The 13,279-nt window shown below is 33.2% G+C and carries 11 protein-coding genes; 1 reads left to right on the plus strand and 10 read right to left on the minus strand.

The genetic code is table 11. The features are described from left to right. Window positions 1-6: 6 nt before the first annotated feature. The 9 genes from hemN to Q4487_RS05365 form a co-directional block, all read right to left on the minus strand. Entirely contained in the window at window positions 7-1,368 is a 1,362-nt protein-coding gene (hemN, locus tag Q4487_RS05325; RefSeq protein WP_303541081.1) for an oxygen-independent coproporphyrinogen III oxidase, read from the minus strand. An 86-nt stretch (window positions 1,369-1,454) separates the two neighbouring features. Next, the gene (locus Q4487_RS05330) at window positions 1,455-2,504 is read right to left on the minus strand and encodes a lactonase family protein (RefSeq protein WP_303541079.1); all 1,050 of its coding nucleotides are present in this window, start codon (window positions 2,502-2,504) and stop codon (window positions 1,455-1,457) included. 102 nt (window positions 2,505-2,606) lie between these two features. Further along, window positions 2,607-3,977 (minus strand): L-fucose:H+ symporter permease, encoded by a 1,371-nt coding sequence (fucP, locus tag Q4487_RS05335; RefSeq protein WP_303541077.1) that lies wholly within the window; start codon window positions 3,975-3,977, stop codon window positions 2,607-2,609. A 192-nt stretch (window positions 3,978-4,169) separates the two neighbouring features. Then, window positions 4,170-5,579 (minus strand): rhodanese-like domain-containing protein, encoded by a 1,410-nt coding sequence (locus Q4487_RS05340; RefSeq protein WP_303541075.1) that lies wholly within the window; start codon window positions 5,577-5,579, stop codon window positions 4,170-4,172. A 65-nt stretch (window positions 5,580-5,644) separates the two neighbouring features. Beyond that, window positions 5,645-7,369, minus strand: a complete 1,725-nt coding sequence (locus Q4487_RS05345) for a SulP family inorganic anion transporter (RefSeq protein WP_303541073.1) — start codon at window positions 7,367-7,369, stop codon at window positions 5,645-5,647. Between the two features lie 72 nt (window positions 7,370-7,441). Further along, a complete protein-coding gene (locus Q4487_RS05350; protein WP_303541071.1) occupies window positions 7,442-8,227 on the minus strand; it encodes an aldose 1-epimerase in 786 nt (261 codons plus the stop codon). A 26-nt stretch (window positions 8,228-8,253) separates the two neighbouring features. After that, window positions 8,254-8,841, minus strand: coding sequence for a sugar O-acetyltransferase (locus tag Q4487_RS05355; protein WP_303541069.1), 588 nt, complete (start codon window positions 8,839-8,841; stop codon window positions 8,254-8,256). Between the two features lie 11 nt (window positions 8,842-8,852). After that, window positions 8,853-9,833, minus strand: a complete 981-nt coding sequence (locus Q4487_RS05360; RefSeq protein WP_303541067.1) for a PLP-dependent cysteine synthase family protein — start codon at window positions 9,831-9,833, stop codon at window positions 8,853-8,855. Between the two features lie 92 nt (window positions 9,834-9,925). Then, on the minus strand, window positions 9,926-11,167 hold the full coding sequence (locus Q4487_RS05365) for an ABC transporter permease (protein WP_303541065.1): 1,242 nt from the start codon (window positions 11,165-11,167) through the stop codon (window positions 9,926-9,928). A 3-nt stretch (window positions 11,168-11,170) separates the two neighbouring features. Here Q4487_RS05365 and Q4487_RS05370 point away from each other — a divergent pair, with 3 nt between their 5' ends. Continuing rightward, window positions 11,171-12,406, plus strand: coding sequence for a DUF1343 domain-containing protein (locus tag Q4487_RS05370; protein ID WP_303541045.1), 1,236 nt, complete (start codon window positions 11,171-11,173; stop codon window positions 12,404-12,406). Here the strand turns inward: Q4487_RS05370 and Q4487_RS05375 are convergent. Beyond that, window positions 12,403-13,233, minus strand: coding sequence for a sterol desaturase family protein (locus Q4487_RS05375; RefSeq protein ID WP_303541044.1), 831 nt, complete (start codon window positions 13,231-13,233; stop codon window positions 12,403-12,405). The two genes, Q4487_RS05370 and Q4487_RS05375, sit on opposite strands and share 4 nt — an antisense overlap. Window positions 13,234-13,279 lie beyond the last annotated feature (46 nt).

Genomic DNA, 13,279 nt, shown 5'->3' on the forward strand with positions numbered 1-13,279 from the left:
TTATAATTATATTGTCATTGAAAATAGTCTTGTTTGGGGCGCTTTTTTATGCATTAAAACATCAAAAGCCATACATATATTTCTAATAAAGGGTCTACCCTTATCTAATACCGTAAGTTTTGTAGCAGAAATTTCTATAAGACCATCATGTTCCATTTCTTCTAATTTTTTTAAAGTACTTGGTAACAGCTCAAATTCTTCATCATTAGTACTCCAAGAAGTCTCTAGCCTACACATCAAATTTAAAATATGTTTTCTAATTACACGATCTTCTTGTGTTAAAATATGCCCTCTATAAATAGGAATTATATTATTAAATACTAAATGATTGTATTCTTCTAAACTTTTTACATTTTGAGCAAAACTATACCAGCTATCGCTAATACTAGATACACCCAAACCTATCATTACTTGGGTTTTAGATGCTGTATAGCCCATAAAATTTCTATGTAAATTATTGTTTTCCATAGAAGCATATAAGCTATCGGTTTTTAAAGCAAAGTGGTCCATACCAATTTCCTTATACCCTACTTTGGCAAGTAAGTCTTTTCCTTTTTCATACTGTTCTCTTTTTTCTGTAGCAGTTGGTAAATCTTCATCTCTATAACCACGTTGCCCGTTACCTTTTAACCACGGCACGTGTGCGTAACTGTAAAAAGCCAACCTGTCTGGTAACAACTCTTTTGTTTTTAAAATGGTTTCTTCTACGTGTTCTAATGTTTGGTGTGGCAATCCAAAAATAATATCGTGCCCAATAGAGGTATACCCAATTTCTCTAGCCCACTCTGTTACATTTTTTACATTCTCAAAAGACTGTACTCTGTTTATTGCTTTTTGTACCGTACTGTTATAATCTTGCACGCCATAACTTACACGTCTAAAACCTACGTTATATAATGCTTGTAAATGTTCTTTTGTAGTGTTGTTTGGGTGTCCTTCAAAACTAAACTCGTACTCCGCCGCTTTGTCTGCTTTTCTAAAAATACCTTTTATAAGTGCTTGTAAATTTTCTGGAGTAAAAAATGTTGGTGTACCACCACCCAAATGCAATTCTTTTACAATTGGCTTTTCTGGTAACATAGCACAATACAACTGCCATTCTTTTAACACTGCTTGTATATAAGGCGTTTCTACTTCATGACGTTTGGTAATACGCTTATGACAACCACAAAACGTACAAAGGCTTTCACAAAAAGGCAAGTGTATGTATAAACTTATACCCTCTGTAGCGTTACTTTCTTTAAAAGATTTAATTAAAGTGTTCTCCCACTCCTTACCAGAGAACGTATTTATATCCCAATACGGAACTGTTGGGTAACTAGTATATCTTGGACCTGGAATATTGTATTTCTGAACTAAATTGCACATGTATATAGCGTATTTTAGGGTAAAAATACTGGCTATTTTAAGCAACAACTATGACAAATGTCATACTACAAAAAAACAACTTTTAACTAAGCCTTATGCCAAAGTACGCAAGTAGGTGTATTTAGTTCTTTTATTTTGTGTGATAGTGATAGGGTTCCTAAATCCTCATTACGTTTAAAAACAGTAACATCGTCAGAACTTTGCCCTGCTACCAACAACCATTTTTCAGACGGAGATAAGTTAAAATCTCTTGGTACTTTTCCGCCTGCATCTACACGCTCTACCAGTGTTAATTCTCCTGTTTTTTTATCAATTTTAAAAACAATAATTTGACTAGTGGTTCTTTCTGATGCGTATAAAAATTTTCCGTTATCTGTTATTCTGATGGCTGCCGCACCTGGTAAATCTGTAAACGATTCTGGCAATAATTTTATGGTTTGCAACAAACTACTGTCCTTGGTAGAAAACACACTTACAGTACCAAACATTTCGGTTAATACATACACAAAATCTTTTTTAGGATGAAAAACACAATGTCTTGCTCCACTACCAGCTGCTACTTTAAAGTCTAAATTAGCTCTGTTCATAAAACCAGTATTGCTTCCTTTTTCATAGGTTTTAACAGCATCTAACCCTAAATCTGTTACATACATTCTGTTTTTATGATACAAACACATATGCGCGTGCGGTCCTTCTTGCCTGCCTGGATTTACACCTTTACCGGTATGTTGTAAAATTTGAGCGTTTTGTACAAAACCATTTTTTTGTATAGCATAGATCTCTGCGTTTCCTGTACCGTAATTGGCAACAGCAACCTCTTTACCGTTTGGTGATATGGCTATATGGCAAGGATATGCACCGTGAATGTATTTTTCATCTATATTGGTATAACTACCATTACCGTTGTGTTTAAATACTTTTAGTTTTGGAGTATCTTCATAAGCTATTTCTTCAATAACATACAAACAATCATTTTTAGTATTGTACGCAAAATAACTAGGATTTTTTAGTGGTAAGTGCCCTATTTGGGTAGTAGTTCCTTCGTCTTCATTCCAATTTAAAATGTAAATACCTTTACTTTTACCTATTAGGGTTTCAGACATTTTTTCTGTGTAACCACCAACCAATACTATCATAGTTTAAATGCTAATTATTTAAAACCCAAATTACAAATAAAAGAGAAACATTACTTTATATGTAACTTTAAATTTACAACATCACTAAAAATGTTTGTGTAATTAAATTGTTGTTGCCACTTTATTTTCGTGCTTTTTGTACACTAAATACCCATACCAAGCTATGTAGACAAAGCATATTAATGGTAGTACAAAAGAGAAATTAATTTCTGACACACCAGCTATTGTAGTATCTGATACTCCTGTACCTCCCATATCTATAATTAAACCCTGTAAAGGTGGCATTAAAGCACCACCTACAATTGCCATAATTAAACCTGCAGAACCAACTTTAGACTGGTCTTCTGTTAAACCTTCTAAAGCAATACCATAAATTGTTGGGAACATTAAAGACAAACAAAATGATATACCTACTAAGCTATACAAACCAAACATACCATCTATAAAAATAGTACCTAAAACAAATGCAATTGCCAATACTGCAAAGCCAGATAGTAGTTTACCTGCACTCATAAAACGCAACATTGCTGTACCAATAGCTCTACCAACTACAAAAAGTAAAAAAGCTATAATTTGATAATAGAATCCGTCTTTTAAAATTTCTGTTCCAAATATGGTTATGTAACTTCCTTTAAAAACACCAGTGTTTACCAAACCTTCTACGTATTGATAAATATACGTCCAACACATAATTTGTGCACCTACGTATAGTATTTGCGCTAAAACACCCAATGCATATTTTTTATTTTTAGCTAAGTCTTTAAATGTATCTTTTATACTTGGCATTGTACCTTCTGTACTATTTTGGGGCATTTTACTAACCAAAAACAAGATAAAAAAGCCAATTAAAACTAGTCCTAAAATTACATACGGATCTCTAATTACAGCTAAATCTGATGCTGTTATGGCTGCTTTTTTTACGGAGTCTAATGCTGCAAAATTATCAAAATCGTCTGACTGTAATTTTTCGGCAACAAAAAACTTAGCTATTAAAATACCTGCAATTAAACCAACAGGATTAAATGCTTGTGCTAAATTTAAACGCTGTGTAGCTGTTTCCTTGGCTCCCATTGCTAATGCATATGGGTTTGCAGCTGTTTCTAAAAAAGCCAAACCAAAAGTTAAAATATACAAGCCCAAACAAAAAAACCAAAACTGCTCTGTTACTGCTGCCGGGTAAAACAATAATGCTCCTGTTGCAAACAACCCCAAACCAATTAACACCCCTACTTTATATGAGTATTTACGCATAAACATTGCTGCTGGCAATGCCATACAAAAGTAACCACCATAAAAAGCCATTTGCACCATAGATGCTTGCGTATTACTTAACTCTAACACTTTTTTAAACGCAGAAACCATAGGATCTGTAACTGCATTTGCAAAACCCCACAAGGCAAACAAAGAAGTAATTAAAATAAACGGAAGCAACATTTTTTTGGTTACAACAGGTATTTTCTCGGTAGTTTTCATTTAATAGTTTGTTTGGTTGTTGTTAATATACTGTACAATGTATTTAAAACACTTTAACTACGCTATTTTTTTTCGACTAACAGATACTTTTGGGGCAATTATGACGTAGCAACTAATAAAAACAAAAAAGGCTAAAACAACTTGGAAAGTACCAAACTGTTTTAACCTTTTGTAAATTATGTTATTGTACTACTATAATGTAGACGGACAAACGTATTTTGTAATATTCATATCTGCATTACGCATAGCAGCAAAACCACCAGCAATATCTACCAAGTTATGAATTCCTCTGCTTTTTAAAATAGATGCAGCAATTACAGATCTGTAACCACCTGCACAGTGTATGTAAAAAGGTGTTTCTTTAGGAAACTCTGCCAAGTGACTATTTAACATACTAAGTGGTGTGCTTTTAGCATCTACTAAATGCTCTGACTGGTACTCGCCTACTTTACGAACATCAAAAACCTCAGCACTTTTTTCTTTAATTTCTACTTTAGCTTCATCTGCAGATATAGAACGTAAACTATCTATTTCTTTACCTGCCGCTTTCCAAGCTTCTATACCTCCTTTTAAAAAGCCTATAGTATTATCAAAACCAACACGAGATAAACGTGTAATTGCTTCTTTTTCTAAACCTTCTGGTACAACCAAAACAATAGGCTGTTTAACATCTGCAATTAAAGCACCAACCCAAGGAGCAAAACTACCGTTAAGACCAATAAAAATAGATCTTGGTATGTGTTCCTTTACATATTCATTTTGGTGCCTAACATCTAAAACAATTGCACTAGTTTCATTAGCTACAACCTCTAACTCGTCTGGTGATAATGGTCTTGTACCTCTTTCTTGTACAACAGCTATATCATCATACCCTTCTTTATTCATTTTTACATTAAGCGGAAAGTATTTTGGAGGTGGTGCTAAACCATCTGTTACCTCTTTAATAAATTCTTCTTTGGTCATATCTGCACGTAACGCATAGTTCATACCTTTTTGGTTGCCCAACGTATCAACAGTTTCCTTCATCATATTTTTACCACAAGCAGAACCTGCACCGTGAGCTGGGTATACAATAACATCATCTGCTAAAGGCATAATTTTAGTGCGTAAGCTATCAAACAAAAAGCCAGCTAAATCTTTTTCTGTAATTTCACCTGCCTTTTGTGCTAAATCTGGTCTACCAACATCGCCTAAAAACAACGTATCTCCAGAAAAAATAGCATGATCTTTACCGTTTTCATCACGTAGTAAATACGTAGTACTCTCCATTGTATGTCCTGGTGTATGCAACACTACTATAGTTACATTACCAACTTTAAACTCTTGTAAATCTTTAGCTATAAGAGCGTCAAACCCAGTAACAGCATTAGGTCCAAAAACTATTGGTGCGCCTGTTGCTTTAGATAAAGAAACGTGCCCACTAACAAAATCTGCATGAAAATGAGTTTCAAAAATATACTTTATAGTTGCATTGTCTGCTGTTGCTCTTTTAATATAAGGATCTATTTCTCTTAAAGGATCTATAATTGCAACCTCACCGTTACTCTCTATATAATAGGCGCCCTGTGCCAAGCATCCTGTATAAATTTGTTCTATATTCATAATCATTTTCAATTTTGTAAACGCGTAAAACTACGTTAATTATTTTTTTTAGATACTGATATTTATCAGTTAAAGTTTTTTTGGTGTGCTACCTTAGCTCTTAATATTGATATTTCCTTGGGTTCATCAAAATAAGTAACCGCTTCGGAAGTTTTTACAAATAAAAACTCTCTATGCAGCTCCGTTATAATTCCGCTTGTAAAAATAATATCTCTTGCAGGGCCAATAGCACCAGCTACATAAAACTGTATGTTTTTTTCGTGAATTTCTCTTATTACTTTTTCTAACATTTGTGCAGCACTAGAATCTATATAATTAATAGCTTCTGCATTTAAAATTACACCTTTTAGAGCAGGTCCTTTCTTTTCTATATGCTTGTATAATTCTGACTTAAAAAAACTAGAGTTACCAAAATACAATTGCGCATCAAACCTAACAATTAATAAATCTTCTCTTGTAATAACTTCTGATCCAAACCTGCTTACATTTTTGTAATAATCTGAGTCTTTTACATTACCTAACACGGCAAAATGTGGTTTAGATGTTCTGTACACCATTAACAATAAAGAAAATAAAACACCTACTAATATACCTTCTTTTATACCTATAAAAACAGTACAAATAAATGTGGCTAGTAAAACTAATAGTTCATCTTTACGGTGTTTCCATAATTCTTTAGGATAAGCTACATCTATTAATCCAAATACAGAAACCATTATTATAGACGCTAATATTGCTTTAGGTAGATAGAAAAATAATGGCGTTAAAAAGAGTAATACTACCACCACCATTATAACACTAAATAAAGATGCTAAATTTGTTTTTGCACCAGCTTCATAATTTATAGCAGACCTAGAAAAACTTGCTGTAACAGGAAAAGAACTAAAAAAAGACCCTACCATATTAGCAGATCCAATAGCCTTTAATTCCTGATTTGGATTTATGGTTTCTTCACCACTTTTTTCTTCTAGCGCCTTACCTATAGATATAGCTTCTAAATACCCAACAAATGCTAATGTTACTGCAATTGGCCAAATATCTAATATATTTTTAATAGTTATGTTTGGTACTCCAAAAGAAGGTAAACCATCTGGAATAGCACCTACTATTTTTACTCCATACTGATCTAACTTAAAAAAGTACACAGACAATATACCTAGCACTACCACAAATAAAATTGTGGGTAATTTTTTATTTACCTTTTTAAATACTACTATTAAAATTATGCCCACCAAACCAATTGCAAAGTCGTACATATTGGTTTCTCCTATTTTAGAAAATACATTTTTTAGTAACTGTATAAATTTGCTACTGCCCTCTATATTTGCACCAAGTAAGTGTTTAAGCTGACTAAACATTATTATAATTGCCGCACCAGAAGTAAAGCCACTAATTACAGGTTTAGACATAAAATTAACCAAAAACCCCATTCTAAAAAGTCCTAGGAGAAACTGAGTAGCACCAACCAAAAAAGCAAGTACAATTGCCATAGCAATATAGTCTTCTGTAGTAGCAAGTGATAATGCTCCTAACCCAGCAGCTACAAGTAAAGAATCCATAGCAACAGGACCAACAGCCAATTGCCTAGATGTACCTAAAAACACATACATAAAAGTAGGAAACAAAGCTGCATACAAACCATATACGGGTGGTAAACCCGCAATCATAGCATACGCCATACCCTGAGGAATTAAAATAATACCAACTGTAAAACCAGCTAGTAAATCTTTTATAAAATCTCCTTTTTTATAGGTTTTAAGCCACGCAAGTATGGGAAAGAAATTCTGCATTAAACAAATTTACTATTATTGTTAATAGTAGCAATAAAAAAAATAAAATTGGGTCAAAAACATCTTATTAAATTACAAACTACTAGGCTTTAAAAACACTTTATATTCTGCTGGCAATTTGCCCATATTGCTATATCCTTTAAACAATTTGTCTTGGGCAACATCATAAGGGTAAAATGTAATAGGCTCTACACACAACATAGTATCTACCTCTGTCCATAACATTAACTCTTTAAAACCTTGGGTTTCTATAGTAATGGCATTTGTATTTTGTAATTCTGCCTTAGTGATATCTCTTAAAGGATAAGCTACACTACCTGCAGCTTTAATGTCTTTTACAGTAGCTTTAGCATTTTCTCCGTAACTAACTTCTGTAACGTTACTTTCTGTTTTAAAAGCTGGGTGATAGCCTAACATATACGGCATACCTTCTTCTGCAGTAATTAAAAAAGTAATTTCTACACCTGTGGTAGTTAATTCAAACTTTTTTTGAAATTTAAAATCATACGGCCAGTACAATTCACTTACGGTAGATTTATTTGGGTATTTAGAATTAGCTACTTTATTATTTGCCTTGTATTCCTTTTGAAAAACTGCAGTAGTACTATCTGCACTTAACAACGTATAAGTTAACTCTCTTAACAAACCGTGTTGGTCTTGTATAGCATCACCTTTTGGTGTCCAAACCTTAAAACCTGCTTCTGCAGTTGGGCCAATAAGCGGAAACATTTCTGTGTCTGCATTACGCCATCCTGGATCTCCTTTTTGGTGTATATATTCAACCTTATCTACAAGGTAATTTACAAGTTCACCTTTATCAATCTTAACAATTTGGTTTGCTAATTCTAGTATTATCATGCTAAAAAATTATAACACACAAGTTACTATTTTATATCAAAATAGACTTTATCTTCTTGGGTAATTTGTCTTTTAACCACACAAGGATTTCCTACGGCTACTACATTACTTGTAATATCTTTGGTAACAACGCTACCAGAACCAATAACCGTATTATCTCCAATGGTTACCCCTGGATTAATAACCACGTTACCACCAATCCAAACATTATTGCCAATAGTTATTGGCAAAGCGTGCTCATACAATCTATTTCTAATGCTATGGTGTATTGGGTGGGCTGCGGTATACAATGCTACGTTAGGCCCCAACATTACATTGTCTCCTATAGTTACCTTGGCACAGTCTAGTATAACAAGGTTATAGTTAGAAAAAAAGTTAGCACCAATTTCTATGTTATAACCATAATCGCACCTAAAAGGCGGCTCTATATAGAACCGCTTAGGTGTTTTATTTAAAAGCTGAATTATATCTTGCTTTTTTTCTTTTTCTTCTAGTGGAGAGCGAGTGTTAAATTTAAAAACAATTTCCTTTGCTTTAAACCGATCTTTAGCCAATTGTTTATCATAAGGCGAATATGGTTTACCAGAAAGCATTTTGTCTTTTTCACTCTGCATAGGCTTTATTTTTATTCGATAAAATTTTGTTCTCTCATCCAATCATCATTAAACATTTTACCCACATACCTACTTCCGTGGTCGTGAAAAAGAACCACAACTACATCGTCTTTTGTAAAATGTTCTTTTAACTGCAATACACCTTTTATGGCTGCACCAGCGCTGTTTCCTAAAAACATACCTTCTTCTTTAGCCAAGCGTTGTGTATAAACAGCAGCATCTTTATCGGTTACTTTTGTAAAACCATCAATAATACTAAAGTCAACATTCTTAGGTAAAATATCTTCACCAATACCCTCTGTTATGTATGGGTAAATCTCGTTTTCATCAAACTCACCTGTCTCATGATATTTTTTAAATACAGAACCATAGGTATCTACTCCCCAAACTTTTACATCAGGATTTTTAGACTTTAAGTATTTACCAACACCAGATATAGTACCACCTGTACCAACACCAACAACAAAGTGTGTTATTTTGCCTTCTGTCTGTTCCCAAATTTCTGGACCAGTACTTAAAAAGTGTGCTTTAGCGTTAGACGGGTTATCGTATTGGTTTACATACCAAGAGTTAGGTGTTTCTTCTCCTAGTCTTTTAGAAACTGAGTAGTATGATCTTGGATCGTCTGGTTCTACTGCAGTAGGACAAACAACAACCTCTGCTCCTACAGCTTTTAATATATCTACTTTTTCTTTAGACTGTTTGTCTGCCATTACAAAAATACATTTGTATCCTTTTATAATAGCCGCCAATGCCAAGCCCATTCCTGTATTACCAGAAGTACCTTCAATAATAGTTCCGCCTGGTTTTAATCTTCCGTCTGCTTCTGCATCTTCAATCATCTGTAAAGCCATACGATCTTTTACAGAATTTCCAGGGTTAAAAGTTTCGTATTTAGACAATACCAAACAAGGTAATTCTTCTGTTAGTTTATTTAATTTAACCAATGGTGTATTACCAATAGTCTCTAAAATATTCTCTGCGTAATTCATTTAAATAATTTCTATTTAAGTGCAAAGATAAATTAATGATATAGAAAAATAACTAAACCTGTTGTTATTGTTAGATTATGTAAGTTGTTAGCCTACTCAAACTTAATAGACTTAACAGGGCTTATTCTTGTAATTATGTATGATGGTAGTAACAACATAAGCAAGCAAAGCAGCATTACACCTATGTTTAACACCAGTACTGTTACAAAACTTATATGCACAGGTATATACTCTATGTAATATTCTTTTGGATCTGCAAATTTTAAAAATTTAAACTTGTCTTGTAACCACAATAAGCCCAGGCCTATTAAATTACCCCAAAAAAGGCCAATTGCAATTAGGTAAACGGCATTGTATAAAAACACTTTACGCACACTCCAATTTGCAGCACCAAGGGCTTTTAAAATGCCTATCATTTGGGTACGCTCTAGAATTAAAACTAAAAGTGCAGTAATCATATTAATACCACCAACAATTATCATTATTCCTATAATAAGCGTCACATTAAAATCAAACAAGCCAATCCACTCAAAAATGCTACGGTATTTATCTTTTATATTGCTAGAATCTAATGTAGAAACCGTAGTACCGTAAATTTCTTTACTTTTTTGGTCTATAGCATCAAAACTATTTAAAAAGACTTCAAAACTACCTACTTGGTCTTTGTTCCATTTATTAATACGTTGTATATGGCGTATGTCTACAAAAACATACGTACCATCAAATTCTTCAAAACCGCTATCATACAAACCAACAATAGTAAAGTTTCTTCGGTTTGGTGTTTGTGACGGATTATTATCTTTTAAGAAAAAAGTAGAAAAAGTATCACCTACCTTTAAATTTAACCTATTTGCAATTAAAGAAGAAACCAAAACTTCTTCATTTAATTTATCTTTATAATTAGGTAATTTACCAGCAACCAAGTACTCTCTAAAAACATCCCAATTATAATCTTTACCAACTCCTTTGGCTATTACACCTTCAAAAGTATCATCTGTAATAATTATACCTCCCTTATTGGCAATAGCTTGCACGTGTGTAATGCCATCTACATTTTTAAACTCTGGGTAAAACTCTTGATTTATGGATACTGGCACAACAGAAACATCTGACGTATTATTATCGTAATTAAAAATTTGAATGTGACCATTAAAAGCAGCAACTTTTTCTCTTACCTTCTCTTTAAGTCCTTCTCCTGTGGCAATAGCAAAAAGCATCATAATAACGCTCAACGCAATTGCTACAATGGCAATTTTTATAATTGGAGCAGATATACTACTTTTATTCTCCTTACCTTTAATTAGGCGTTTAGTAATAAAAAATTCTAAGTTCAATTTATGTCTATTTTATCCGGTTTCAAAAGTACAGTTTTATTATGGTTTTTAATACTTTCTGCGTGCGGAAACGCCCCAAAAGCTAATTTTACAGCCAATATAGAAGAAAAAGCAAAAGCTATTACTCCTAAAAAAATTGTAGTTGCGGCTAATAAAACTAACGACTATTTGCCGTTATTAAAAGGTAAAAAAGTTGCTATTGTTGCCAACCAAACCAGTGTTATATTTAAGACTGATGATACGTATACCCATATAGTAGACTCTCTACAAACACTAAATGTAGATATTAAAAAAGTTTTTGCTCCAGAACACGGTTTTAGAGGTAAGGTTGATGCTGGTGAACACGTAAAAGATGGTGTAGACACTAAAACTGGTTTGCCTTTAATATCATTATACGGTAAAAATAGAAAGCCAAATAACGCACAATTAAAAGATATTGATGTGGTGCTTTTTGATATACAAGATGTTGGTGTGCGTTTTTACACTTACATAGCTACATTGCAGCTGGTAATGGAAGCTTGTGCAGAAAACAATATTAAAGTTGTTGTGCTAGACAGGCCAAACCCAAACGGACATTATGTAGACGGACCAACTATGGAAACTGAACATAGAGGTTTTTTAGGAATGACAAATATTCCGTTAGTATACGGAATGACTATTGCAGAATATGCAACAATGATAAATGAAGAAGGCTGGTTAAATGGTGATAAAAAAACAGATTTAACTGTGGTAAAACTTGATAATTATGAGCATAACAGCGATTACAACTTACCTATTAGACCTTCTCCTAACTTGCCAAACAATACCGCAATTACATTATACCCAAGTTTAGGGTTGTTTGAGGGAATGGATATTAACGCTGGTCGTGGTACAGAATTTCAGTTTCAGCGTTATGGAGCACCTTTTTTAGACAGCACAAAATATAGTTTTACATACACACCACAACCAAACTTTGGTTCTAAATACCCAAAACACAAAGGAAAAATTTGTTATGGTAACGATTTGTCTAGCATAGAAAGAATGAATAGTATGACATTAAAATGGATTATTGATGCATACACAAACAGTACAGATAAAAGCAAAGTGTTTTTAACAAGTGGTTTTACAAAACACGCTGGTACAAGTAAGTTACAAAAACAGATAGTAGAAGGTATGTCTGAAGCTGAAATTAAAAAAACGTGGCAACCAGCTATTGAAGAGTTTAAAAAAATAAGATCAAAATATCTTATGTATAACTAAACTTCTGTTGTCGGTTTTCTGTACTTATGAAAAGGTTGTTTTAGCAACCCTTTTATACTTGTATTTTCTACCTCATCAGGAAAAGTGTCTACACCGTACACAATACTATCACGATCTAGTTTCATAAACGTACCAAACAACCTATCCCATACCGAGAAAATATTTCCGTAGTTAGAGTCTGTGTAAGGTAACACATAATGGTGGTGTACTTTGTGCATATCTGGAGACACTAAAAAATAACTTATAACCTCATCTACTTTTTTAGGTAATTTAATATTTGCGTGTCCAAATTGGGTTGCTACCAAAGATAAAGACTGGTATAACATAACCACTCCCATAGGTGCCCCAACTATAAAAACACCAGCCAAAGTAAACACAAAGCGTATAACACTCTCTAATGGATGATGCCTGTTTGCTGTAGTTGTATCTACATTATGGTCTGTATGATGAACCAAATGCACCATCCATAAAGGCTTTACTTTATGCTCTGTAAAATGAGCCAGGTAAGCTCCAAAAAAATCTAATAGCATAACACCTATTGTCACATACAACCATAGCGGCATTTGTGGTAGCCAGTTTATTATTCCAAAATTATGTACAACTGTCCAGTCACTAGTTTTTAGTAATAAAAAAGCGAGTAAAAAGTTAATTACAATAGTAGTAAACGTAAAAAATAAATTAGGCAATGCATGTCGCCATTTTTTATACGTAATACGTTGTAGTGGTAAAACGCCTTCTAAAAGCCAAAAAAACGTTATACCGCCAATTAAAATTAAACTCCTATGTGCAGACGGTATGGTTTCAAAATATGTAATAATACTTTCCATCTTCTAAATATAAAAAAAACCGTTAACTTTTTGGTTAACGGTTTGT

Source organism: Cellulophaga sp. 3_MG-2023, assembly GCF_030546975.1.
In the GTDB taxonomy this organism is placed as follows: Bacteria; Bacteroidota; Bacteroidia; order Flavobacteriales; family Flavobacteriaceae; genus Cellulophaga.

Bases quoted from the DNA above. Each gene is read 5' to 3' on its own strand.
- hemN (WP_303541081.1), bottom strand. From the start codon at position 1,368: ATGTGCAATTTAGTTCAGAAATACAATATTCCAGGTCCAAGATATACT.
- Q4487_RS05330 (WP_303541079.1), bottom strand. From the start codon at position 2,504: ATGATAGTATTGGTTGGTGGTTACACAGAAAAAATGTCTGAAACCCTA.
- Q4487_RS05360 (WP_303541067.1), bottom strand. From the start codon at position 9,833: ATGAATTACGCAGAGAATATTTTAGAGACTATTGGTAATACACCATTG.
- Q4487_RS05345 (WP_303541073.1), bottom strand. From the start codon at position 7,369: ATGCAGAATTTCTTTCCCATACTTGCGTGGCTTAAAACCTATAAAAAA.
- Q4487_RS05355 (WP_303541069.1), bottom strand. From the start codon at position 8,841: ATGCAGAGTGAAAAAGACAAAATGCTTTCTGGTAAACCATATTCGCCT.
- Q4487_RS05375 (WP_303541044.1), bottom strand. From the start codon at position 13,233: ATGGAAAGTATTATTACATATTTTGAAACCATACCGTCTGCACATAGG.
- Q4487_RS05350 (WP_303541071.1), bottom strand. From the start codon at position 8,227: ATGATAATACTAGAATTAGCAAACCAAATTGTTAAGATTGATAAAGGT.
- Q4487_RS05370 (WP_303541045.1), top strand. From the start codon at position 11,171: ATGTCTATTTTATCCGGTTTCAAAAGTACAGTTTTATTATGGTTTTTA.
- fucP (WP_303541077.1), bottom strand. From the start codon at position 3,977: ATGAAAACTACCGAGAAAATACCTGTTGTAACCAAAAAAATGTTGCTT.
- Q4487_RS05340 (WP_303541075.1), bottom strand. From the start codon at position 5,579: ATGAATATAGAACAAATTTATACAGGATGCTTGGCACAGGGCGCCTAT.